Raw genomic sequence first — 22,078 nt, 5'->3', positions numbered from 1 at the left:
TGATCGGAACACCACTGTGCACACCCTCAGTCACGCCTGCGCCAAGGCGGCCCGCCTGCTCCTCATCGGCGTCCTGACGACGCTGGCGCTGCTCGGACTCGCGGGCACGGCGGACGCCCACCCCTTTGGAGCGCCTCCCGCTGCCCGGGTCACGGCCCATGGCAAGACCGCCGAGGTCATCTGGTCGGCCGCGAAGGACGATCTGGCCGTACTCCGCAAGGAAGCCCACGCTGCCGACGCGTCCGAAGCGCGATACCTCGGCTCGCACATCCGGCTGAGCCAGGACGGCCGCCCCTGTCGGCTGCGCCACACGGACACCGGGCGCCTCGTCCAAGACGGCGCCCGCCTCCGCTACCTCTGCCCCCGACAGGTGACCGCGCTCGCCGTCACCATCACCGCGCTCAACGACATCGACCCGAAATACCGCACCGTCTCCGTCTCACAGTCGGGCAGCGGCGGTCTGCACACGGCCGAAGAGCCGACGCAGACGCTTACGCTCGCCCCGTCCGGCAGTGGCGCCTCGGGTGCGGCGGCCGGGCCGCGGGGGCCTTTCAGCGTCTGGACGACGGACCTGTCCGGACTGCTCGCACACCGCGTCGTACTGCCCCTGGCGCTCCTCGTCGCGGCGGCCGTGGGAGCCTTCCACGCCTGCGCCCCCGGACACGGGAAAACCCTCGCCGCCGGCTTCCTCGTAGGCGGCCGGGGGAGGGCACGGGACGCCGTATGGCTGGGCGTCATTGTCGCCGTGATGCACACCGCATCCGTCGCCGCACTCGCCGTCGCATGGTGGCTCGCCGCGGACAACGCCCCGGACATCGCGGAACTGACCGGCTGGCTACAACTGGTCGCCGCCCTGGTCGTGGTCGCGGTCGGTCTCGGGCTGCTACGACGGCATCTGACCCACCGAGGTCATACGCACGGCCACGGTCATGAGCACGATCCCGGCCACGACAGTCACGGGCACGGGCACGGGCATCACCATGGGCGCGGCCACTCCCACTCCCACCCCCTCCCCGGCACCTCCCTGCTCACCTGGCGCGGCATCGCCCTCCTCGGCACGTCCGGCGGACTGCTCCCGTCCCCCTCAGCGTTCCTCGTCCTCCTCAGCGGACTGCTCACGGGCCGGGTGGGCGCCGCGGTGCTGATGGTGGCGGCGTTCGGACTCGGAATGGCCGTGACCCTGACCGGCGTCGGCCTCGTCGTGCTCCGGGGACGTGACGCGCTGCTGACCCGCGCCACCAACTCCCCGAAACTGCGCGCATGGACCCTGCGAGCCCCCGTCATCGGCGCCTCGGCCGTTGTGCTCGGCGGCGGACTGGCCTCGGCATTCGCCCTCACCCGCGTCCTGGCTCCGTAGGGGGCGTATCGCCTTCGTCTCTTCCGGCCCGGCGGGGCTGAGGGACAGCCGCGGCCGCGGTGTCGTCGGGGCCCTCGAAGTGGCGCCGGCGGACGGCCTCGCCGCCCACCGGCGCCGGCAGATGTGCGGCGCACTGCCCAAGGGCCACGCCGTCATTCCTTGAAGGCGTCCTTGGCCTTTTCCTTGGCGTCGCGCAGATCGCCCTTGGCCTCCTTGGACGACCCTTCTGCTTCCATACGTTCATTGCCCACGGCGCGGCCCACCGACTTCTCCGCCTTACCGGTGATCTGCTCGGTCTTGGCCTTCGCCTTTTCGTTGGCACTCATGGTGAAATCCTTTCGTCGCTTCATGAAGGGTTGATTCATGAAGAAGGGCTGATTCATGCAGGAGGCGGGGAGGGAATCCATCCGTATGGGGAGGGAACCCGCCCGTGTGCTGCCTTCCGTGGTCCTTCAGCTCGCGAGCCGGAGGGACGCCGGGAGGGGCCGACCGTGGGCCGCGCACGGTACGTCCTCTCTCGGGGAGCTCGGCACGGAGGTGCCGCTTACCGCCGATGATTGATGCAACGCCACGTCTCATCCATCCTTTCCGGCCGGTGGTTTCTGCGGTCACCAGCGGTACCAGCGGCCTCGCTTGCCGCTGGGGCCTGCCGAACGCAGTACAAAACCCAGCAGCCATGCGGCGAGTACGATCACCGCTACGACCCACAGTGCCTTGAGTGCGAATCCGGCACCGAAAAGAATCAGGGCGAGAAGAAGAACGAGAAGCAGGGGAACCATAGTTATCAACCTCCGACCACCGTGTGCCCGCACGCCCTTCCGGCACACCCCCGCTTTTCTGTGATTCTGCCGCGGCGGGCGGAGCGCGTCGATTCCCGAAGGGGCGGGGCCAGGCTTCAATCGGCGTGCATACCTCACTGGGGTGCGGGTACCGGACCTCGCGACCGGGGAAGACACAGGAGGGAGCACAACTATGCGTGCCGGCCTTGCGACATCCGCAGTCCACGCTCAGGATTCCGCTGCTGACGCTCGCACGGCTCAGGCTCCGGCTTCGTCGCCGGAGGACCTGCCGCACATCGAAGACCCGCAGAGCATCGCACCCCGGGACGCCCGGGAGCTGACGCAGCTGTTCTTCCGGCGACTGGAGACGCTCGAAGAGGGCACCCACGCCTACCAGTACGCGCGCAACACCCTCATCGAGATGAACCTCTCCCTGGTCCGCTACGCGGCCCGGCGCTTCCGCAATCGAGGCGACGAGATGGATGACATCCTCCAGGTCGGCACGATCGGTCTGATCAAGGCCATCGACCGCTACGACATCTCCCGTGACGTCGAGTTCACCACCCTCGCCATCCCCTACATCACCGGGGAAATGAGGCGGTTCTTCCGCGACACCACCTGGGACGTGCGGGTGCCGCGCCGTCTCCAGGAACTACGCGTCGACCTCGCCCGGGCCCATGAGAAGCTCTCCGGCCGGCTCGGGCGGGACCCGAAGATCAGTGAACTCGCGGCCGAATTGGGCATCAGCGAGGACGAGGTCGTCGAAGGACAGGTGGCCGCCAACGGCTACAACGCTTCCTCCATCGATGCCACCTTCAACGATGACGGCAATGACACCCCGCTCGCCGACCTGATCGGCGAACGCGACGCCGAGATGGACCTCATCGAGGATTTGCACGCCCTCGCGCCCCTCCTGCATCAGCTCGAAGAGCGTGACAGGCACATCCTCGAAATGCGCTTCGGCCAGGAGATGACCCAGGCGCAGATCGGCAAGGAACTGGGCGTCTCACAGATGCACGTCTCCCGCCTTCTGACCCGCGCCCTTGCTCGGCTACGCGCCGGAATGCTCAACGAGGAGTAGCCACGACCGCGTACGCCGGGATTCACTCCAAGACCACCCACACCAACGGCGGCGTCGAGTTCACGTTCCTCATCGGGGGCATCGGTACCCCCGCCCCGAACCCGGCGCGCGGCTCCACCGGATATTATGCCCACTTTATGCCGTAGGCCGGAGCCGGAAGTAAGGGCGCACGGCCGGCGACGGGATGCTGGGAATGGAGGGGGAGCAGCATGCCCGTCGAGACTCCCCAAATGCTTCCCAGGGCTGATCGCGACTGTCCCTTGGGTTGCATCTGCGCGGGTTGACCATTGGTTGCAAGGCAGAATAACCGTGGAGCCTTGAAAAATGCTGACAGAAGTCATCGCGACTCGTTATGTCACGCCGTTGCGTGAGGGCGGGTCGCTGCCGGGGATCGTCGAGGGGGACGACCTCGGTACCTACATCATGAAATTCACCGGTGCCGGGCAGGGGCGCAAGACGCTCGTGGCCGAGATCATTTGTGGCCAGCTCGGGCGCCGGCTCGGGCTGCGGGTGCCGGAGCTGGTGCAGATGCAGCTCGACCCCGTCATCGGGCTGAGCGAGCCCGACGAGGAGGTTCAGGATCTGCTGAAGAGCAGTGGCGGGCTCAACCTGGGCATGGATTACCTTCCCGGATCGCTGGGCTTCGACCCGCTGGCCTTCGAGGTGAGTGCCCGCGAGGCGGGGCGTGTGGTGTGGTTCGACGCGCTGATCAACAACGTCGACCGGTCCTGGCGCAATCCCAATCTGCTGGTGTGGCACGGCGAATTGTGGCTGATCGACCATGGTGCGGCGATGATCTGGCACCACAACTGGCCCACTGCGGAGAAGGCTTCGGTCCGCCCGTACAACGCCTCCGACCATGTGCTCGCCACCTTCGGGCCGGATGTCGCCGCGGCGGCCGAGGAGTTCGCGCCGCAGATCACCGAAGAGCTGCTGACCGAGATCGCGGCGGACGTCCCGGACGAATGGCTGGCCGACGAGCCGGGCTTCGACTCCCCGGACGTGCTGCGCCAGGCGTATGTGCGTACCCTGCTGGCCCGCTCCCGGACGGTGAGCGAGCACATCACGCTGGGGGAGCCCTCCGGGGGCAAGCCCTCGCAGGCACCGGAATGGCTGGCGGCGAAGCTGCCGCGGAGGGCAGTGAAGTGACCGGACCGCACAACGGCCGCGATGTTTTCGAGTACGCCCTGCTGAAGGTCGTGCCCCGGGTGGAGCGCGGCGAGATGATCAATGCCGGGGTGGTCGTCTACTGCCGCGCCCGGCGCTTCGTCGAGGCCCGGACCTATCTGGACGAGGCCCGGCTGCTGGCCCTCGACCCCACGGTCGATGTGGCCGGAGTACGGGCCGCGCTCGGCGCCGTCGAGGGGATCTGCGAGGGCGGCGAGCGGGCCGGACAGGCGGCGGGGGATGACGCGGGACGCCGCTTCCGCTGGCTGATCGCACCGCGCAGCACCATCGTGCAGCCGGGCCCGGTGCACACCGGACTGACCGCCGATCCCGCCGCCGAGGCCGAGCGGTTGGTGGAGCTGCTGGTGCGCTGAGGATCACCGGGGCCGTCGTTCGGGCGCCCGGCGCCGCCTGCGGGCGGGCCGGGCGCTTCGTCATGGAGCGCCCCGGGCCCCGGCCGGTCTCACAGGTGAGGTGGGCAACGGCGCGGTGGTGGGGCGTTGACAGCGGGTGGCCGGGCTTCTAGCGTCAGCCCTGCTCAGGCTACTAAGCGGTTGCTCACCCACGGGATCGGTGCGGCGGACCGCTTGTCGAGGTTTCGAGGGTGAGGAGAACCCGCATGTCCACCACCGAGCAGCGCGTCGCCATCGTCACGGGCGCGGCCCGCGGTATCGGCGCGGCCACCGCCGTACGCCTGGCCGCCGAGGGCCGTGCCGTCGCCGTACTCGACCTCGACGAGGCGGCCTGCAAGGACACCGTCGAGAAGATCACCGCGGCTGGTGGCAAGGCCATCGCGGTCGGCTGTGATGTCTCGGACGCGGAGCAGGTCGAGACGGCGGTCGCCCGGGTCGTCTCCGAGCTCGGTGCGCCGACCGTCCTCGTCAACAACGCCGGTGTGCTCCGCGACAACCTGCTGTTCAAGATGAGCGAGAGCGACTGGGACACGGTCATGAACGTGCATCTGCGCGGCGCGTTCCTGATGTCCCGCGCCTGCCAGAAGCACATGGTGGACGCCAAGTTCGGGCGGATCGTCAACCTCTCCTCCAGTTCGGCGCTCGGCAACCGCGGACAGGTCAACTACTCGGCGGCCAAGGCCGGTCTCCAGGGCTTCACCAAGACCCTCGCCTTCGAACTCGGCAAGTTCGGCGTGACCGCCAACGCCGTCGCCCCCGGCTTCATCGTCACCGACATGACGGCGGCCACCGCCGAGCGCGTCGGTATGGGCTTCGAGGAGTTCCAGGCCGCGGCAGCCACCCAGATCCCGGTGCAGCGCGTGGGCCGGCCGGACGACATCGCCAACGCGATCGCCTTCTTCACCGGCGACGCGGCCGGCTTTGTCTCCGGCCAGGTCATGTACGTCGCCGGCGGCCCGCTCAACTGACCGCCCCACGACCTCAGGAGTTCTGGACATGACCGAGCAGGACAGCGGGCTCCCCGAGCCCACCGGCAAGGTGGCGCTGGTCACCGGCGCCAGCCGCGGTATCGGCTACGGCATCGCCGAGGCCCTGGTGGCCCGCGGCGACCGGGTCGTCATCACCGGCCGCAACGAGGACGCGCTCAAGGAGGCCGCCGAGAAGCTGGGCGCCGACCGGGTGCTCGGCGTCGCCGGCAAGGCGCATGACGAGGCCCACCAGGCCAGTGCCGTCGAGCGCGCGATGGAGACCTTCGGCCGCGTCGACTACCTCGTCAACAACGCCGGAACGAACCCGGTGTTCGGCCCCATCGCGGACCTCGACCTGGGCGTGGCGCGCAAGGTGTTCGAGACCAATGTCGTCTCGGCGCTCGGCTTCGCGCAGCGCACCTGGCACGCCTGGCAGAAGGACAACGGCGGCGCCATCGTCAACATCGCCTCGATCGCCGGCCTCGCGCCCTCACCGTTCATCGGTGCCTACGGCATGAGCAAGGCCGCGATGGTGAATCTGACGCTTCAGCTCGCCCACGAGTTCGCGCCCGGCGTGCGGGTCAACTCCATCGCGCCCGCCGTGGTCAAGACCAAGTTCGCGGCCGCGCTCTACGAGAACCGCGAGGAGGAGGCGGCGGCCGGCTACCCCATGGCGCGGCTCGGCGTCCCGGAGGACATCGGCGGGGCGGCGGCCTTCCTGCTGTCCGACGCCTCGGGCTGGATCACCGGCCAGACGCTGGTCGTCGACGGCGGTCTGTTCCTCAACGCCGGGGTCTGACGGCGGCGCCGGCCGGGGCCCTGGGGGTGTCTTTCCGATCTCCCTGGGCCCGGGGTGTCTCGCTTTGGTGCGCGTTCCGAGAGCCGAGTCCGTGGTGCCGGTCCTGTCAGGGGACCGGCACCACGCGCGTCCGGGGCCGGTCAGGGAGGCTCTCCCGGCACCGCGGGTACCCTCGGGGGCCGGTGCCGTCACCGGACCCGTCGGCCCGCCGAGGCCCGGAGCCGGTGGCCGCCACGCCGGGCTTCCCGGCCTTCGCCCCGTCCGGCACGCCCCGCTGGCGCCCGCCCGGGGGCAGACCGCCGGTCCCGGGGCAGACCGCCGGTCCGGGCCGGTCAGGGCGGCCCGCGGACGGCGTTGTCAGTGGTCGCCGGTAGGTTCGGGGACTGAGAACGCAACGCACACCGGAGGTTGTTGACGTGGTGACCGACATGCTGCCCGAGTCCTGGCGCGGGGTCCTCGGCGAGGAGTTGGAGAAGCCCTATTTCAAGGAGCTGACCGACTTCGTCGAGCAGGAGCGGGCCAATGGCCCGGTCTATCCGCCCCGCGAGCAGGTCTTCGCGGCGCTGGAGGCGACGCCGTACGACCAGGTGAAGGTGCTCATCCTGGGCCAGGACCCGTACCACGGTGCGGGGCAGGGCCATGGCCTGTGCTTCTCCGTGCAGCCCGGTGTGAAGACGCCGCCGTCGCTGCGGAACATCTACAAGGAGATGAAGGAGGAGCTGGGCCACCCGGTCCCGGACAACGGCTATCTGATGCCGTGGGCCCAGCAGGGTGTGCTGTTGCTGAACGCCGTCCTGACGGTCCGCGAGGCCGAGGCCAATTCCCACAAGGGCAAGGGGTGGGAGAAGGTCACCGACGCGGTGATCCGCGCGGTGGCCTCGCGGCCCGACCCGGCGGTCTTCGTGCTGTGGGGGAATTACGCCAAGAAGAAGCTGCCGCTGATCGATGAGGAGCGGCATGCCGTGGTGCAGGGTGCGCACCCCTCCCCGCTGTCGGCGAAGAAGTTCTTCGGCTCCCGCCCCTTCACCCAGATCAACGCGGCGGTCGCCGCGCAGGGCCATGCCCCGATCGACTGGCGCATCCCTGACCTGGGCTGAGCCCGCGGGCCCGGGTGGCGGGCCGGACCACCCGGTGCGTCGCACACACCGCGCGCAGCTCCCGTCCGGCGGTTAGCGTCAAGGGAACGGCCACCGATGGTGTGAGCGGATACGGGAGTGCAGTGGTGGAAACGCGGCGGGAGGCGGCGCCCGAGGACGGTGTGCTGACCCGGATCGGCCAGGCGATCATGCTGCATCGCGGCGGCGACCGGGAAGAGGCGCGTAACCGTCTCTCGGCGCTGTGGCACGAGATCGGGCCGCACGGAGACGCCTTCCACCGCTGCACCCTCGCCCACTACATGGCCGACACCCAGGACGACCCCCGGGACGAACTCGACTGGGATCTCCGGGCCCTGGAGGCGGCCGAGGGCTTCGTCACCGAGCGGCCCGCGGGCTCCGCCACCACACCGGGGGAGCCCCGGGTCGCCGACGGCCCCGGCCCCCGCCACCCCCTCGTCGCACTCCGCGCGTTCTTCCCCTCTCTGCATCTCAATATCGCGGCCGACTACGCCGCGCTCGACCGGCCGGCCGACGCCCGCGCCCAGCTGCGGCGCGCGCGGGCCTCGGTCAACGCCCTCGCCGACGGCGAATACCGCCAGGGCCTCCGGGACGCGATCGAACGGCTCCAGCTGCGGATCGACCGGGCGGCGGGGCACACGCCGTAGAGGGCGGCGCCGAGGGGTCGGCCACCTCGGAGGCGCGTCACCCACGCAGCATCCCGTCGAGCAGCTCCGCGCAGGAGGTGCGCAGGGCGGCGCGGGTGGGGGCGGCCGCGTGGAACTGCCCCGCGGTGCAGGAGAACAGGATCCCGTCGCACCAGGCCACCATGTTCATCGCATGCCGCTCGGGGTCGGCGGAACCCGCCGCCGCCAGCATCGCCGCCATCGGCTCCCCGAAGGCCCGGCCGGCCCGGTCGTAGACCGCCCGCAGTTCGGGCCGGCGGGTGGCCTCCAGGGCCAGTTCGTACCGGGCGACGAGCAGCTCCCGGTGCCGGGAGAGATAGCGGTGCAGCGCCAGCGAGAGCACCTCGGCGACCGCCGCCCCGGAGCCCGCCCCGGCGCCCGCCACCCCGGCATCCGTGGCCCCGGCCCCCGCCCCGGGCCGCTCCCGTGCGGTCAGCACCGCCGCCTCCCGCTCCGCCAGCCGCCGCACCGCGGCCTCCAGCAGCGCCGCCCGGGTGCGCGCGACATTCGAGGTGGAGCCCTGCGGCAGCCCGGCCGCCTCGTCCACGGCCCGGTGGGTCAGCCCGCGCATCCCGCGCTCGGCGAGCAGCGTCAGCGCCGCGTCGGCGATCAGCTCATGGCGGGGGACGGCGGCGGGCGCCGGAGTGCGGTCGCTGCGGGCGTTCATACCGGGAGCCTAGCCGCCGACTACAGGTGTAGTCTCCATGGCAAGGGCGACTACACCTGTAGTGGAACCGGGATTCGGGAGGCAGCATGCGGCAGCGCACCGCGCTCGTCATCGGCGGCGGAATCGGCGGGCTCACCGCCGCACTGGCACTGGACCGCCGCGGCTGGTCGGTCACCGTCCTGGAGCGGGCCGCCGCCCTGGAACCCGTAGGCGCGGGTATCGGGCTCGCCCCCAACGCGCAGCGCGCCCTGGACACCCTGGGCGCGGGCGACGGCATCCGCGCCCTGGCCCCCGCGCAGACCGCGGCGGAGCTCCGGCTGCCCGGCGGCCGCCGGCTGGCCCGTATGGACCAGGCCGCGGCCGTCCGGCGGTACGGCGGCCCGGTCGTGGTCGCCCACCGCGCCGAGGTGGTCGCACTGCTCGCCGGCCGGCTGCCCGAGGGCGCGGTACGCACCGCCGCCGCGGCCACCCTCGCCGACCCGGGGGACGCCGGGCCGGACGGCCGTCCGGCGCGGGTGCGGATCCAAGGGGCGGCCGGTGACGAGGAGCTCACCGCGGACCTGGTCGTCGCCGCCGACGGCATCCACTCCGCCGTCCGCCGCACCCTCTTCCCCCACCACCCCGAACCCCGCTACGCCGGCTTCACCGCCTGGCGCCTCGTCGCCCCCGCGCCCGACCGCCCCTTCGCCGCACACGAGACCTGGGGCCCCGGCGGCATATGGGGCACCCAGCCACTGCACGACGGACGGGTCTACGCCTACGCCACCGCGGCCGTCCCGCCCGGCGGCCGGGCCCCGGACGGCGAACGGGCCGAACTCCTGCGCCGCTTCGGCCCCTGGCACCACCCCATCCCGGACCTCCTCGACGCCGTCGACCCCGCCGTGGTGCTCCGCAATGACGTGTACACCGCGGCCGCCGCGCCGCCCGCCTTCCACCGGGGCCGGGTCGCCCTGCTCGGCGACGCCGTCCATCCGATGACCCCGAACCTCGGCCAGGGCGGCTGCCAGGCCATCGAGGACGCCGTCGTGCTGGCCCACCTGGCCGCACCGGATGCCGAGCTCGCCGGCGCCCTCGCCGCGTACACCCGGCAGCGGCTGCCGCGCACCATGGACGTGGTCCGCCGGGCCGAGCGGATCGGCCGGCTGACCACCTGGCGCTCCCGGCCGGCCGGCGCGCTGCGCGCCGCCCTGATGGCCGCCACCGCCCGCCTCGCACCGGAACTGGCGCTGCGGGCCATGGACGGGATCGCCGACTGGCGGCCGCCGACCGGCACGTATGCTTCCGGCACGCGGGGCACCACCAGCGCGGCACAACCCAAGGAGCATGAGTGAAGGTCGGCTGCATCGGACTCGGCGACATCGCCCAGAAGGCGTACCTCCCCGTCCTGGGCACACAACCGGGGCTCGAACTGCATCTGCACACCCGCACCCCGGCCACCCTGCAACGCGTCGGCGCCACCCACCGGCTGCCCGCGGCACAGCTCCACCCGGACCTGGACTCGCTGCTCGCCGCGGGCCTGGACGCCGCCTTCGTGCACGCCGCCACCTCCGCCCACCCCGAGATCGTGACCCGGCTGATCGAGGCCGGCGTACCGACCTATGTCGACAAGCCGATCGCCTACGAGCTCGCCGAGTCCCAGCGCATCGTCACGCTCGCCGAGGAGCGGGGAGTGGGCCTCACCGTCGGCTTCAACCGCCGCTTCGCGCCCGCCTACGCCCAGTGCCGTGAGCACGCCCGCGATCTGATCCTGATGCAGAAGAACCGCATCGGCCTGCCCGAGGACCCACGCACCCTGGTGCTCGACGACTTCATCCATGTCGTCGACACCCTGCGGTTCCTCGTCCCCGGGGAGGTCGACCACATCGATGTGCGGGCCAGGATCCGCGAGGGGCTGATGCAGCATGTGGTGCTTCAGCTGTCCGGCGACGGCTTCACCGCCATCGGCACCATGAACCGCCTCAGCGGCTCCACGGAGGAGATCCTCGACGTCTCCGGGCAGGACACCAAGCGTCAGGTCGTCAACCTCGCCGAGGTCATCGACCACAAGGGGCAGCCGAGCGTCCGGCGCCGCGGCGACTGGGTGCCGGTCGCCCGCCAGCGCGGTATCGAGCAGATCGTGCTGGCGTTCCTGGACGACGTACGGGCCGGCCGGCAGCCGTCCGCCCAGGACGCGCTGCGCACCCACGAACTGTGCGAACGGGTCGTCACCGAGGCGCTCGCGCAGACCGCCTGCTGAGCGCCCGCAGCCCCGTGTACCCGCCGGCGAGCACCAGCGCGCCGACCGCCCCGTACACCGCCCAGTCGCCGAACCGGGTGTACGGGGTGGTGCCCTCGGCCAGCGGCAGGTCGTAGACGGCCGCCGCGCTGCGGTCGGTGCCGAGCCGCTCGCCGATCCGCTCGCCTCGGGGGCCGTAGACGGCACTGATGCCGGTGAGCGTGGCGTGCACCATCGGCCGCCCGTTCTCCGCGGCGCGCAGCGCGGCCAGCGAGGCGTGCTGCGCGGGCGCCCAGCTCTCCTGGAAGGTCGAGGTCGAGGACTGGGCGATCAGCACCTGCGCACCGTCGCGCACCAGATGGCGGCTCATGTCGGGGAAGGCGCTCTCGAAGCACACCAGGGGTCCGACGCGCAGTCCGCCCGCGGAGGCGACCGGCATCACCACCGTGGTGGTACCGCGCAGCCGGTCGGTCGGGGCGGCCTTGCCCACCCGGGTCGCCCAGCCGAGCACGGACCGGAACGGGATGTACTCGCCGAAGGGCACCAGCCGCATCTTGGCGTAGCGCTCCCCGGTCGGTCCGTCCGGCCCGATCAGGACCGCGCTCTTGGAGATGCCCGGCCGGTCGGCGTGCGCGGAATCGGCGTTGATCAGCAGCTCGGCGCCGGTCTGCCGGGAGAGGGCGGCGAGGCGTTCGGCGAGCGCCGGGCGGTCCGCCGGGTCCTGGGTGAGGCTGCTCTCGCCCCAGACGATCAGGCGCACCCCGCGGCCCGCCAGCGAGCGGGTGAGTGCCTCGCTCCGGGCCAGCCGTTCCGCCGGGGTGCCGGTCAGGTTGGGCTGGACGACGGCGATCCGTACCGTACCGGCGGGGCGGGGGAGCGGTGCCCACAGCCAGGCCGCGGTGACCGCCGGCGCGCACACCAGCAGACCGGCGACGGCGGGCAGCCGGGCCGCCGGGCGGGCGATCAGCTCGGCCAGTGCGGTGTTCACCGCCACGATCAGCAGGCTGACCAGCCACACCCCGCCGACCGAGGCCAGCCGCAGCGCGGGCGGCAGCTGCCACTGGCTGGCGCCCAGCAGCCCCCACGGGCCACCCAAGTACTCCCAGGAACGGACGAGTTCGACCATCAGCCAGCCCGAGGGCACCAGCACCAGCGCGGCGGCGCACCGGCCCGCGCCGGGCGCACCGCCCAGCAGCGCCCGCACCAGCAGCCCCCAGGGCGCCCACAGCGCACCGAGCAGCAGGGCGAGCACGAGGATGAAGACATGCAGGCTCGGCAGCAGCCACTGGTGAACGGCGAGCATGAAGCCGGTGCCGCCCAGCCAGCCGTCCAGCGCCGCCCGCCCGTACGTCGGGGCCGTCCGCACCAGCAGCAGCCAGGGCACCAGGGCGGCATACGCCAGCCACCACCAGGACGGGGCGGGAAAGGTCAGGGCCGGTACCGCTCCGGCGAGCGCGGCGGCCACGCCCCGTGACCAGGGGGAGCCCAGCCACCGCGGCTGCTGGCCGAGCGGTCTGTCCATGCCGGGCTCCCTGGTGCCGGTTTTCGCCGGTCGGACGGCCAGTGTGCGCGGGTGTGCCGATCAAGGAAAGGGGTGTCGCCGCAACGGCCGATACCGGATCGCGGCGGACGGTGCGGCCCTCAGTCCTCCACCGGCTGCACCTGCCGCCACTTCTCGTGGACGACGACTCCGGTCAGCCGCCAGCCGTCGGTGGTGCGGCGGGCGGCGAATTCATAGCGTCCGGCGCAGGTGTAGTTGGGGGCGGTCGGCCCGCCCCCGGCATCCGACGCGGGTCCGGCGAGCCGCATCGGATTGAGGTAGTCGGCCTGGACGGTGGCCGTGTCGCCGGGGGCGCCGTCCCGCCGGGCGAGAGTGACCCGGCGGTTGACGATCAGATGCTGCCGTATCGAGAAGTGCCGCAGCATCTCGGCGAGCCAGGCCGCCATCTCCTCGGCGCCGCCCTCGATGCCGCCCGCTGAGCGGTAGTCGGCCCGGCCGTCCGGGGTGAACAGGGCCAGATAGCCGGGCCAGTCACCGTCGTCCACGGCGATGGCGTACCCGGTGATCAGATCGTCGAGGGCCAGGCGGTCCATGAGCGTGGAGTGTTCCGCGCGCTGCGTCATCGCCTCAGTTTTCGGCATACCGAGGCCCCCGCCAAGAGGCGGGGGCCCACCGGCGCGGCGTCAGTTCACCAGCGCCGACTCCGGCAGGAGATCCTCCGGGCCGGAATCCGTGCGCCCGGTTCCCGCCGCGGCGGCCTGCCGCTCCTCCGAGTCGGCGAACTGGGTCCGGTACAGCTCCGCGTAGCGTCCGTCGGCCGCCAGCAGCGTCTCGTGGGTCCCGCGCTCGACGATCCGCCCGCCCTCGACCACCAGGATCAGATCCGCGGCCCGTACGGTCGACAGCCGGTGGGCGATGACCAGTGCGGTACGGCCCTCCAGCGCCTCGGTGAGCGCCTCCTGCACCGCCGCCTCGGAGGTGTTGTCCAGGTGGGCGGTGGCCTCGTCCAGAATCACCACCCGGGGGTGGGCGAGCAGCAGCCGGGCGATCGTCAGCCGCTGGCGCTCGCCGCCCGACAGGCGGTAGCCGCGCTCGCCGACGACGGTGTCCAGCCCGTCGGGAAGTCCGGAGATCAGCTCCTCCAGACGGGACCGGCGCAGCGCGTCCCACAGCTCCGCCTCGGTCGCCTCCGGCTTGGCCAGCAGCAGGTTCTCGCGGATCGAGTCATGGAAGAGGTGCCCGTCCTGGGTGACCATCCCGAGGACATCGCGCAGTGAGGCGGCGGTCAGATCGCGGACGTCCACTCCGGAGAGCCGGACCGCCCCCGTGTCGGTGTCGTAGAGCCGCGGCAGCAGCTGGGCCACCGTCGACTTCCCGGCGCCCGACGAGCCGACCAGGGCGACCATCTGGCCCGGTTCGGCGCGGAAGGAGATGCCGTGCAGGACCTCTTCGCCGCCGCGGGTGTCGAGGGTGGCGACCTCCTCCAGGGAGGCCAGCGAGACCTTGTCGGCGGACGGATAACCGAAGCGTACGGAGTCGAACTCCACGGACACCGGGCCCTCGGGGACCGCCCGGGCGTCCGGCTTCTCGGTGATCAGCGGCTTGAGGTCGAGCACCTCGAAGACCCGCTCGAAGCTGACCAGCGCGCTCATCACCTCGATATGGGCACCGGACAGCGCGGTCAGCGGGGCGTAGAGCCGGGTGAGCAGCAGGGCGAGCGAGACGATCGCGCCGGGCTCCAGCTGTCCGCGCAGCGCGAGGAAGCCGCCCAGGCCGTAGACGACGGCCAGCGCCAGGGCGGAGACCAGGGTGAGGGCGGTGACGAAGTACGTCTGGACCATGGCCGAACGGACCCCGATGTCACGCACCCGGCGGGCCCGGGTGGCGAACTCGGCGGACTCCCGGGCCGGACGGCCCATCAGCTTGACGAGGGTGGCACCCGGCGCGGAGAACCGCTCGGTCATCTGGGTGCCCATCGCCGCGTTGTGGTCGGCGCCCTCCCGGCGCAGGGCCGCCAGCCGCCGGCCGACCCGGCGGGCGGGCAGTACGAACACCGGCAGCAGCACCAGCGCGATCAGCGTGATCTGCCAGGACAGCCCGATCATCACCCCGAGGGTGAGCAGCAGCGTCACGATATTGCTGACGACTCCGGACAGGGTGTCGCTGAACGCCCGCTGCGCACCGATCACATCGTTGTTGAGCCGGCTGACCAGCGCTCCGGTACGGGTGCGGGTGAAGAAGGCGATCGGCATCCGCTGGACGTGGTCGTACACCGCGGTGCGCAGATCCAGGATCAGGCCCTCGCCGATGCTCGCCGACAGCCAGCGGGTCACCAGCCCCAGGCCCGCCTCGGCGACCGCGATGACGGCGATCAGCCCGGACAGGCGGAGGACAAAGGAGGGTGCGTCGCCGCCCACGATGGCGTCCACCACCCGGCCCGCGAGCAGCGGGGTGGCCACCGCGAGCATCGCGGTCACCGTGCTCAGGACGAGGAACCACACCAGGCGGCGGCGGTGCGGGCGGGCGAATGCCGTGATGCGGCGCAGGGTGCCGCGGGAGAAGCGGCGGCGTCCTTGCTGCGCGGTCATCGAACTGTGCAGGGCGTGCCAGGCGGTGACTTCCATGTCCATCGTGGCCTCCAGGGTGCCGGGGTCGCGTCACGGGATCGCCGTGAGTGACCGGCGACATAAAGGAACCTAGAACCTCAACCAATCTTGAGGTCAAGCGATTCCGGTGCGCTCACCCGTCAGAGTCCGGAGCGGAGTTCCTGCCGAGCGGATGTTCCCACGTCACGGGCGGGTGCGAGCCGTCCGGGGACCGCACCGTGAGCCGTACGCCCGGCCGTCCGTCGGGCAGGGTGACGGTGGTGTCCACGATGACCGACACCCGCGGCGGCGGCGACGGCGGCCCCACCGCCGTCAGCGCTTGTTCGAGTGCGGTCAGCAGCTCCCGGCCGGTCCGCTCGTCGACCCGCGCGTCGACCGGGCCGACGAACCGCACCGACGGTCGGCCGCCGAGCGCTGCGCCGGCCGCCCGCAGCACCCGGGTGCGGAGGCCGGGCGGAGCCTCCGACGGCCCCTGCTGGAGCGCGATGATCGCCGTCCTGATCTCCTGGATCGTCGCGTCCAGCTCATCGATCGCCTCGCCGAGCCCCTCTTGCACCTCCGGCAACAGCGCTTTGCGCCGGACGGTCTCCAGCAGCATTCCGGTGGCGAACAGCCGCTGGATGACCAGATCGTGCAGATCGCGGGCGATACGGTCGCGGTCCTCGAAGACGGCGAGCCGCTCGCGGTCCCGGTGCCGGTCGACGAGCACCAGCGCCACCGCCGCCTGAGCGGCGAACTGGGTCCCCAGCGTGCGTTCGGTGTGGCTGAAGCGGCGGTCGCCGGACATCCGGCACAGCGCCAGGGCGCCCAGCACCCGCCCGTTGCTGCGCAGCGGCAGCAGCATCGTCGGGCCGTAGTGGCGCGACAGCGGGGAGGCCGAGCGGGGGTCGGCGGCGAAGTCGTCGGAGAAGACCGCCAGCCCGGCGTGCAGCTGGTGGAGCACCGGACTCGCCGGCGGTATCCGGCCGCGGAATGCCTCGCTCCGTACGTCATCCGAGAGCACGGTAGAGATCGCCACCACCTCCATACCGCCCTCGGCGTGCGGCAGCAGCACCGCTCCGGTCGCCGCCTCGGCCAGCTCCCGGCCCTGCTCCGCGACGACGGTCAGGGCGTGGGTCGCCGTGGAGCGGGTCTCGGGCCCGGCCAGCAGCGCCGTCGTCACGGAGGCCGCACCCTCGATCCAGCGGCGTCGCTGCCGGGCGGCCGCGTGCATCCGGGCATTGTTCAGGGCCAGCCCGGCCTCGGCGGCCAGCACCCGCACCAGATGCCGGTCCCCGTCACCGAATTCCTCGCCGTCGCCCTTCCCCGCGAGATACAGCGTGCCGCACACCTCGCCCGCCACCTGGATGGGCACCTCCAGCCAGGCTCCGGCGGGCGGCTCGGCCCCGGGCGAGCCGCCGTGGGTGATCAGCTCGCCCGGCCCGCCGCCGTCCGCGTCACGGAGAGCGATCGCGGCATGGTGCGCACCCGTGAGGGAGACGGCGGCCTCGGCGATACGGCCCAGCGCGCGGCCCAGGTCATGGCCGGAGCCGACCGCGCCTCCTTCTTCCCAGAGCTGCGGAAGCCGGGAGACCGGCCCCCCGGCCGGCGCGGACAGGCTCTGCGCGGTCCGATCGGGGAGCTCTCCAGCGGGGTCCGACGGCTTCAGGGCACACCTCACACTTTCCGGCGATTCGGCCAGTCTAATTCGCCCGAAAGTGCGCCAATGGGGCCACCCGGGCGAGGCGCCCGCGGAGGCGTCCGAGCGGGGTGGCCGGACCGCGATCAGGGGCCGGTCGCGGGAGTACCGGGGCGCGCGGTCTGCCCACGGCGGTAACTACGATTTCCGGCCGCAGGGTGTCCGCAGCGCCTCGCGGGTGTACGCGGCGCGCCACCCGGGCGAGTGACCGGCGACGTGCTCGGAACCGCGGTCGGCGGTGGCTTGTCCCGGGGACCAAGCCCTTGGGCACCTATCTCGGCCACACCCGCGAGGGTCGACTTTGAGACAACCTGTAGATGTCCCGGTCGCTGGGACTTGGAGGCCGCGGCCTGCGGGTAAGCCGTAGACAACTACGGACAGCAGCAGAAACGCAGGAACACAGACGACACACCACCACACCACCCGCGACCCGGAAACGGGCCGACCCGCCCGGAATGCGCCGGGCGCCCCCCACACCTACCGAACGTCTCCGCCGCAGACGCGTGGCCATATCCCGCGCCTCGGCACGAAAGTGGGCCGGGCCGATGGATGAAGGTCAGTACTACCCGAGACTTGTGGGACCCAGCTGCGCGGCGGGCGGCACGACCGTGCTGGAACTCCGCGGTGAGCTGGACATCCTCGCCGTGTCGGTGCTGTCCGACCAACTGGACGACCTCACCGGTGTCCAGGGCAGCGACCTCCTGCTCGATGTGCGCGCGGTGACGTTCATCGACTGCGCCGGTCTGTCGCTGCTCAGCCGTGCCCGCTACCGCACCCGGCAGCGCGGCGGCCGGCTGCGGCTCACCGGGGTCACCCACGGCGGAAGCGTCGCGCGGCTGTTGCGCATGACCGGGCTGAACGGCACCTTCGAGATCGTGTCCGACGAGGAGGCCGCCGGGGAACCGGCCGCCGGCACCGCCGGCTCACCCGAGGTCACGGACGGCGCCGGTACGGCCGTTGCCTGACCGGCGCCCTCCGCCACGCCGCCGCCCGCCCCCGCGGACCGGCGGCGCGGTCATCGGATCAGCCCGGCAGGACCGCCTCGATGGCGGTGACCAGCTCCTCGGCCTCCGGCTCGGTCCGCGGCCGGAAGCGGCCCGCGACCTTGCCGTCGGCATCGATCAGAAATTTCTCGAAGTTCCACTGGACGTCGCCGGCCGTCCCCTCGGTGTCCTCGGTGCCCGTCAGCTCCGCGTACAGCGGATGCCGGTCCGCGCCGTTGACCTCGGTCTTCTCGAACAGCGGGAAGCTCACGCCGTACGTCGCGGAGCAGAAGGTCGCGATTTCCTCGGCGGTGCCCGGCTCCTGGCCCGCGAACTGGTTGCTGGGGAAGCCCAGCACGCTGAAGCCACGGTCCCCGTAGCGCTGCTGGAGCCGCTCCAGGCCCGAATACTGCGGGGTCAGCCCGCACTTGGACGCCACATTCACCACCAGCAGGGCCTTGCCCCGGTAGTCGGCGAGTGAAGCGGGCTCACCGGTCAGGGTGCGCAGGGGGATGTCGTACAGACTCACGGTCATGCTCCTCGTCGCGGTTCCGCGGATAGGGACGGCCATCATCCGTCCCAACAGCGGAGCCCGCCCTGATCTTCCCCGGATCGTCCACCGGCCAGGACACCACCGGCCGCAGTTCCCCGGAGCGCCACTCCTTCAGCAGCTGGTCGAAGATCGGCGTCCCCTCCTCGGCCGGGCGGCGCGCCTGTGGAGCGGGGGGCGGCAGCGGCGGCGGCTGGCGGGGGAGCGCGATGCGCTGAAAGGGGTGTGCGGCGGGCTTCTTGGCGTCCATGCCCGGACTCAACCGGAAATCGCTTCCCCGAGTTGCGGGACGCGGCCGGGACGGCACCCAGATGCCCCTGCGGTGGTGACGGACAGAAGATACGTTCGCGCGCCCGCGGGACCGGCCGGACCACCGACCGAGGGGCCGGCGGATGTCCCGCCGGCCCCTCCGCCCTCAGCAGCCTCGGGTGCCCGCGGCCCGGCCCCAGTCCGTCGTACCGGGCCGGGGCCGGACCGGGCCGAGCCCGGTCTGGTCCGATCAGCTCCGGCACAGCAGCGAGGCGAGGACCTCCAGGAGCGCCGCCTCGGGGTCGGCCACCCGGCCCTCGGCCCGCCAGGCGACGAAGCCGTCGGGGCGCACCAGCACCGCGCCCTCGGGCGTCGTCCCGTGCTTCTCGGCCCAGTCGGCGCCCTCTTCGGGGGCCATGTCATCGTTCGGGCCGGTGCCGATCATGTAGCACTTGAGCCCCAGGGCGAACTCCTCATTGGCGCCCTTGGCCGCGGTGCGCCACATCTCGCCGTCGGTGCCGGTCAGCAGGACGAAGGACTTCTCGTACAGATCGAGGGTGGAGCGGCGCTCGCCGGCGGCGTGCAGCCACATGTGCGGGGCGCGGGTGCCCGGTTCACCGGTCAGCCGCATCTGGTCGGGCACCACCGGCAGCTCGGGATCGGCGCCGACGACCGCGCCGTGCGGATAGCAGTACCCGAGGGCCACGGTGAGCACCCCGCGCTGCCGGCCGCCGCCCGCGCCCGGTGCCGGGACGTACCCCGGGTGGCTGTGCTCGGCGGAGCGGGCCGAGGCGCGCGCACTGGTCTCCCGTGCCACCGGCTGCCGCTCCGCCTCGTACGACGCCAGCAGCTCGGGGCCCGCCCAGCCGTTCAGTACGGCGCTGAGCTTCCAGGCGAGGTTGTGCGCGTCCTGGATGCCGGTGTTGGAGCCGAACGCCCCGGTGGGGGACATCTCGTGGGCCGAGTCGCCGGCGAGGAAGACCCGGCCGGCCGCGTACCGCTCGGCGACCCGCTCCGCGGCGTGCCACGGCGCCTTGCCGGTGATCTCAACCGCCATGTCCGGTACGCCCGTTGCCCGGCGGATGTGGTCGATGCACCGCTCGTCGGTGAAGTCCTCCAGGGTCTCGCCCCGGTCCGGGTGCCACGGGGCGTGGAAGACCCACTCGGCCCGGTTGTCCACCGGCAGCAGGGCGCCGTCGGCCTCGGGGTTGGTCAAGTAGCAGGCGATGAAGCGGCGGTCGCCGACGGCGTCGGCGAGGGCCGGGGCGCGGAAGGTGATGCTCACGTTGTGGAACAGGTCGCCGGGCCCCGTCTGGCCGATGCCCAGCCGCTCCCGGACCGGGCTGCGCGGGCCGTCGGCCGCGATCAGGTAGTCCGCGCGGACGGTGCGCTGCTCACCGGTCTCCCGGTTCTTCAGGACCGCGGTCACGCCCTGCGCGTCCTGTTCGAAGGAGCTCAGCTCGGTGGAGAACCGCAGGTCACCGCCGTGCTCACGGGCGCAGCGCAGCAGCTCCGGCTCCAGGTCGTTCTGGCTGCACAGGCACCAGGAGGAGGGGCTGAACTTGGCCAGCCCGCCGCCCGGGTCGATCTCCTTGAACAGCCACTCCTGTTCGTCCCCGGTGAGCGAACGGGCCTGGAGGATGCCGTGGTTGTCGGCCAGCGTGGACGCGGCCTCACGGATCCGCTGCTCCGCGCCGGCCACCCGGTACAGCTCCATGGTGCGGACGTTGTTCCCCCGCCCGCGCGGGTGGCGGGAGGTGTCCGAGTGCTTCTCGACCAGCAGATGTCGGATACCCAGACGTCCCAGGAACAGCGACGCGGACAGGCCGACCAGGGACCCGCCCACGATGAGTACCGGAACCCGGTCTTCGGCGGTGGGATTCATTGCGTGCTCCAGCTCCAGGGGCGTGTACGGCAGATGGAGCACGAATGCCCGGCTGAGGCGGTGTTCGATCACGGTTCACCTGCATGGCTCACAGATCTCGCGCCGCCCGTGGGCTCCGGCCACGATCGAATCCGGGACGCCCGCGGACACCGGGCGGGCCGCCCCCACCATCCGGCTCAGTCACCGGATCGCACCGGAACTGACGACGCACCACTGGGGCCGTCGGGCCCCGAAGGAGATGCGTAGACGATGACAACGCTGTCGGAACGAATATCCCAGTCAGCCTTCGACGGCTCGCGGCTTCGGGTCGTGCTGCTCCTGGATCTCCACGAAGGGGCCCAGCAGGACTTCCTGGAAGCCTACGAGCACCTGCGCAACCAGGTCGCGTCCGTCCCCGGGCACATCACCGACCAGCTGTGCCAGTCCATCGAGAACCCCTCACAGTGGCTCATCACCAGTGAATGGGAGAGCGCGCCGCCGTTCCTGGCCTGGGTCAACAGCGAGGAACACGTCAAGATGGTCCAGCCGCTGCACGGCTGTGTCCGTGACACCCGCTCGCTGCGCTTCAGCGTGCTGCGCGAGACCTCGAACATCGCCAGCCTCGCGCCCGAGCCCCCCAAGGGCCGGCTCCAGGCCAACCCCCGCGTCGGCGACGGAGTGGTCCGGCACGCGCTGACCTTCACCGTGAAGCCGGGCAGCGAATCGATGGTCGCGGAGATCCTCGCCGGGTACACCTCCCCGGAGGCCCGGGTCGACGACACCACCAGGCTCCGCCGCACCTCCCTCTTCATGCACGGCAACCGCGTCGTGCGCGCGGTCGAGGTGCAGGGCGACCTCGTCGCGGCGCTGCGGCACATCTCCCAGCAGCCCGAGGTCCGGGCCGTCGAGGAAGCCATCAACCCGTATCTGGAGCAGGACCGCGACCTCAGCGACCCGAACTCCGCCCGGGTGTTCTTCACCCGTGCCGCGCTGCCCGCGGTGCACCACGTCGCGGCGGGCGGACAGCAGCCCGACGGCATCCGCCGGCACGCGCTGTACTACCCCGCCAAAGAGGGCTGCGGCATGGCGCTGGCCCGGATGCTGGCCCGCCAGGACGAACTGGCCGCCGACGACGCGTCCTGCCCGGTCGCCGGCAGCACCATCTTCCAGCGCGACGACGTCGTGGTCCGGATGGTCGACCTCCGTATCCCCGTCGACAGCGACCCCATGCTGTCGCTCGGTGTGCGCGGCCCCCGCAAGACGGCCGTGCTGCGGCGCCTCATCGACACCGATGTGGCCGGCGGTCTGTCGAACGACCGCGAGATCGCGCACTTCCTGGAGCGCGCCGACATGGCTCTCATCACCGACCGCCGGGCACCGGGCGCCTGACGCCCCCGGCCGCAGGCAGGCCGCTCACCCCA

At 72.0% G+C, this 22,078-nt stretch carries 22 protein-coding genes; 12 read left to right on the top strand and 10 right to left on the bottom strand.

What is annotated here, in order from left to right; translation table 11 throughout:
- Positions 1-16 precede the first annotated feature (16 nt).
- Positions 17-1,357 (top strand): hypothetical protein, encoded by a 1,341-nt coding sequence (locus tag ACFWJW_RS11360; RefSeq protein WP_387238082.1) that lies wholly within the window; start codon positions 17-19, stop codon positions 1,355-1,357.
- Between the two features lie 152 nt (positions 1,358-1,509).
- Here ACFWJW_RS11360 and ACFWJW_RS11355 read toward each other — a convergent pair whose 3' ends face one another.
- Positions 1,510-1,683, bottom strand: coding sequence for a CsbD family protein (locus ACFWJW_RS11355; protein ID WP_387238079.1), 174 nt, complete (start codon positions 1,681-1,683; stop codon positions 1,510-1,512).
- A 282-nt stretch (positions 1,684-1,965) separates the two neighbouring features.
- Positions 1,966-2,136 (bottom strand): hydrophobic protein, encoded by a 171-nt coding sequence (locus ACFWJW_RS11350; protein WP_190141448.1) that lies wholly within the window; start codon positions 2,134-2,136, stop codon positions 1,966-1,968.
- A gap of 193 nt (positions 2,137-2,329) precedes the next feature.
- Here ACFWJW_RS11350 and ACFWJW_RS11345 point away from each other — a divergent pair, with 193 nt between their 5' ends.
- The 7 genes from ACFWJW_RS11345 (at position 2,330) to ACFWJW_RS11315 (ending at position 8,326) form a co-directional block, all read left to right on the top strand.
- Positions 2,330-3,217, top strand: a complete 888-nt coding sequence (locus ACFWJW_RS11345; RefSeq protein ID WP_387238074.1) for a SigB/SigF/SigG family RNA polymerase sigma factor — start codon at positions 2,330-2,332, stop codon at positions 3,215-3,217.
- Between the two features lie 324 nt (positions 3,218-3,541).
- Positions 3,542-4,366 carry a HipA family kinase gene (locus ACFWJW_RS11340; protein ID WP_387238071.1) on the top strand — a complete coding sequence of 275 codons (825 nt, stop codon included), beginning with the start codon at positions 3,542-3,544 and terminating at the stop codon, positions 4,364-4,366.
- Complete coding sequence (locus tag ACFWJW_RS11335; RefSeq protein ID WP_387238068.1) at positions 4,327-4,758, top strand: DUF3037 domain-containing protein; 432 nt, start codon at positions 4,327-4,329, stop codon at positions 4,756-4,758. The genes ACFWJW_RS11340 and ACFWJW_RS11335 overlap by 40 nt, the downstream gene beginning before the upstream one ends.
- 245 nt (positions 4,759-5,003) lie before the next feature.
- Positions 5,004-5,765 (top strand): 3-oxoacyl-ACP reductase FabG, encoded by a 762-nt coding sequence (gene fabG, locus ACFWJW_RS11330; protein ID WP_042152294.1) that lies wholly within the window; start codon positions 5,004-5,006, stop codon positions 5,763-5,765.
- Positions 5,766-5,793: 28 nt separating this feature from the next.
- Positions 5,794-6,564, top strand: a complete 771-nt coding sequence (locus ACFWJW_RS11325; RefSeq protein WP_387238065.1) for an SDR family oxidoreductase — start codon at positions 5,794-5,796, stop codon at positions 6,562-6,564.
- Between the two features lie 428 nt (positions 6,565-6,992).
- Positions 6,993-7,661, top strand: a complete 669-nt coding sequence (locus ACFWJW_RS11320) for a uracil-DNA glycosylase (RefSeq protein ID WP_042153675.1) — start codon at positions 6,993-6,995, stop codon at positions 7,659-7,661.
- 125 nt (positions 7,662-7,786) lie between these two features.
- The gene (locus ACFWJW_RS11315; protein ID WP_387238062.1) at positions 7,787-8,326 is read left to right on the top strand and encodes a hypothetical protein; all 540 of its coding nucleotides are present in this window, start codon (positions 7,787-7,789) and stop codon (positions 8,324-8,326) included.
- 37 nt (positions 8,327-8,363) lie between these two features.
- Here ACFWJW_RS11315 and ACFWJW_RS11310 read toward each other — a convergent pair whose 3' ends face one another.
- Positions 8,364-9,011, bottom strand: a complete 648-nt coding sequence (locus tag ACFWJW_RS11310; RefSeq protein ID WP_387238059.1) for a TetR/AcrR family transcriptional regulator — start codon at positions 9,009-9,011, stop codon at positions 8,364-8,366.
- An 86-nt stretch (positions 9,012-9,097) separates the two neighbouring features.
- Here ACFWJW_RS11310 and ACFWJW_RS11305 point away from each other — a divergent pair, with 86 nt between their 5' ends.
- Together ACFWJW_RS11305 and ACFWJW_RS11300 are read left to right on the top strand one after the other, a co-directional pair.
- Positions 9,098-10,342, top strand: a complete 1,245-nt coding sequence (locus ACFWJW_RS11305) for an FAD-dependent monooxygenase (RefSeq protein WP_387238056.1) — start codon at positions 9,098-9,100, stop codon at positions 10,340-10,342.
- Positions 10,339-11,247 (top strand): Gfo/Idh/MocA family protein, encoded by a 909-nt coding sequence (locus ACFWJW_RS11300; RefSeq protein WP_387238053.1) that lies wholly within the window; start codon positions 10,339-10,341, stop codon positions 11,245-11,247. Before ACFWJW_RS11305 ends, ACFWJW_RS11300 begins: the two co-directional genes overlap by 4 nt.
- Here ACFWJW_RS11300 and lnt read toward each other — a convergent pair.
- The 4 genes from lnt to ACFWJW_RS11280 all read right to left on the bottom strand — a co-directional run bounded on the left by lnt (position 11,216) and on the right by ACFWJW_RS11280 (position 16,993).
- Positions 11,216-12,748, bottom strand: coding sequence for an apolipoprotein N-acyltransferase (lnt, locus tag ACFWJW_RS11295; RefSeq protein WP_387238050.1), 1,533 nt, complete (start codon positions 12,746-12,748; stop codon positions 11,216-11,218). The genes ACFWJW_RS11300 and lnt overlap by 32 nt on opposite strands.
- Positions 12,749-12,867: 119 nt before the next feature.
- The gene (locus tag ACFWJW_RS11290; RefSeq protein WP_387238047.1) at positions 12,868-13,350 is read right to left on the bottom strand and encodes a nuclear transport factor 2 family protein; all 483 of its coding nucleotides are present in this window, start codon (positions 13,348-13,350) and stop codon (positions 12,868-12,870) included.
- Between the two features lie 60 nt (positions 13,351-13,410).
- A complete protein-coding gene (locus tag ACFWJW_RS11285; RefSeq protein ID WP_387238044.1) occupies positions 13,411-15,357 on the bottom strand; it encodes an ABC transporter ATP-binding protein in 1,947 nt (648 codons plus the stop codon).
- 109 nt (positions 15,358-15,466) lie between these two features.
- On the bottom strand, positions 15,467-16,993 hold the full coding sequence (locus ACFWJW_RS11280; protein WP_387238042.1) for a GAF domain-containing protein: 1,527 nt from the start codon (positions 16,991-16,993) through the stop codon (positions 15,467-15,469).
- Positions 16,994-17,556: 563 nt separating this feature from the next.
- On the opposite strand from ACFWJW_RS11280, the gene ACFWJW_RS11275 reads away from it, so the two are divergent.
- On the top strand, positions 17,557-17,976 hold the full coding sequence (locus ACFWJW_RS11275; RefSeq protein WP_387238039.1) for an STAS domain-containing protein: 420 nt from the start codon (positions 17,557-17,559) through the stop codon (positions 17,974-17,976).
- A gap of 58 nt (positions 17,977-18,034) precedes the next feature.
- Here the strand turns inward: ACFWJW_RS11275 and ACFWJW_RS11270 are convergent, their stop codons facing one another.
- From ACFWJW_RS11270 to ACFWJW_RS11260, 3 genes are all read right to left on the bottom strand, one after another.
- A complete protein-coding gene (locus ACFWJW_RS11270) occupies positions 18,035-18,523 on the bottom strand; it encodes a glutathione peroxidase (protein WP_235465713.1) in 489 nt (162 codons plus the stop codon).
- Complete coding sequence (locus ACFWJW_RS11265) at positions 18,483-18,794, bottom strand: hypothetical protein (RefSeq protein WP_042152329.1); 312 nt, start codon at positions 18,792-18,794, stop codon at positions 18,483-18,485. Before ACFWJW_RS11265 ends, ACFWJW_RS11270 begins: the two co-directional genes overlap by 41 nt.
- Positions 18,795-19,043: 249 nt before the next feature.
- A complete protein-coding gene (locus tag ACFWJW_RS11260) occupies positions 19,044-20,678 on the bottom strand; it encodes an FAD-dependent oxidoreductase (protein ID WP_387238177.1) in 1,635 nt (544 codons plus the stop codon).
- Between the two features lie 249 nt (positions 20,679-20,927).
- On the opposite strand from ACFWJW_RS11260, the gene ACFWJW_RS11255 reads away from it, so the two are divergent.
- A complete protein-coding gene (locus ACFWJW_RS11255) occupies positions 20,928-22,046 on the top strand; it encodes a SchA/CurD-like domain-containing protein (RefSeq protein WP_387238036.1) in 1,119 nt (372 codons plus the stop codon).
- The last annotated feature ends 32 nt before the right edge of the window (positions 22,047-22,078 follow it).

It is taken from the genome of Streptomyces sp. NPDC127097, from assembly GCF_042724075.1.
Taxonomy (GTDB): Bacteria; Actinomycetota; Actinomycetes; order Streptomycetales; family Streptomycetaceae; genus Streptomyces.
The sequence above is the reverse complement of the archived record's forward strand: the minus strand, read 5'-3'. Positions and strand labels throughout refer to the sequence as shown.

Bases quoted from the DNA above. Each gene is read 5' to 3' on its own strand.
- ACFWJW_RS11255 (WP_387238036.1), top strand. From the start codon at position 20,928: ATGACAACGCTGTCGGAACGAATATCCCAGTCAGCCTTCGACGGCTCG.
- ACFWJW_RS11335 (WP_387238068.1), top strand. From the start codon at position 4,327: ATGGCTGGCGGCGAAGCTGCCGCGGAGGGCAGTGAAGTGACCGGACCG.
- ACFWJW_RS11305 (WP_387238056.1), top strand. From the start codon at position 9,098: ATGCGGCAGCGCACCGCGCTCGTCATCGGCGGCGGAATCGGCGGGCTC.
- ACFWJW_RS11310 (WP_387238059.1), bottom strand. From the start codon at position 9,011: ATGAACGCCCGCAGCGACCGCACTCCGGCGCCCGCCGCCGTCCCCCGC.
- ACFWJW_RS11290 (WP_387238047.1), bottom strand. From the start codon at position 13,350: ATGACGCAGCGCGCGGAACACTCCACGCTCATGGACCGCCTGGCCCTC.
- fabG (WP_042152294.1), top strand. From the start codon at position 5,004: ATGTCCACCACCGAGCAGCGCGTCGCCATCGTCACGGGCGCGGCCCGC.
- ACFWJW_RS11320 (WP_042153675.1), top strand. From the start codon at position 6,993: ATGCTGCCCGAGTCCTGGCGCGGGGTCCTCGGCGAGGAGTTGGAGAAG.
- ACFWJW_RS11325 (WP_387238065.1), top strand. From the start codon at position 5,794: ATGACCGAGCAGGACAGCGGGCTCCCCGAGCCCACCGGCAAGGTGGCG.
- ACFWJW_RS11340 (WP_387238071.1), top strand. From the start codon at position 3,542: ATGCTGACAGAAGTCATCGCGACTCGTTATGTCACGCCGTTGCGTGAG.
- ACFWJW_RS11265 (WP_042152329.1), bottom strand. From the start codon at position 18,794: ATGGACGCCAAGAAGCCCGCCGCACACCCCTTTCAGCGCATCGCGCTC.
- ACFWJW_RS11345 (WP_387238074.1), top strand. From the start codon at position 2,330: ATGCGTGCCGGCCTTGCGACATCCGCAGTCCACGCTCAGGATTCCGCT.
- ACFWJW_RS11350 (WP_190141448.1), bottom strand. From the start codon at position 2,136: ATGGTTCCCCTGCTTCTCGTTCTTCTTCTCGCCCTGATTCTTTTCGGT.
- lnt (WP_387238050.1), bottom strand. From the start codon at position 12,748: ATGGACAGACCGCTCGGCCAGCAGCCGCGGTGGCTGGGCTCCCCCTGG.
- ACFWJW_RS11260 (WP_387238177.1), bottom strand. From the start codon at position 20,678: ATGAATCCCACCGCCGAAGACCGGGTTCCGGTACTCATCGTGGGCGGG.
- ACFWJW_RS11275 (WP_387238039.1), top strand. From the start codon at position 17,557: ATGGATGAAGGTCAGTACTACCCGAGACTTGTGGGACCCAGCTGCGCG.
- ACFWJW_RS11355 (WP_387238079.1), bottom strand. From the start codon at position 1,683: ATGAGTGCCAACGAAAAGGCGAAGGCCAAGACCGAGCAGATCACCGGT.
- ACFWJW_RS11285 (WP_387238044.1), bottom strand. From the start codon at position 15,357: ATGGACATGGAAGTCACCGCCTGGCACGCCCTGCACAGTTCGATGACC.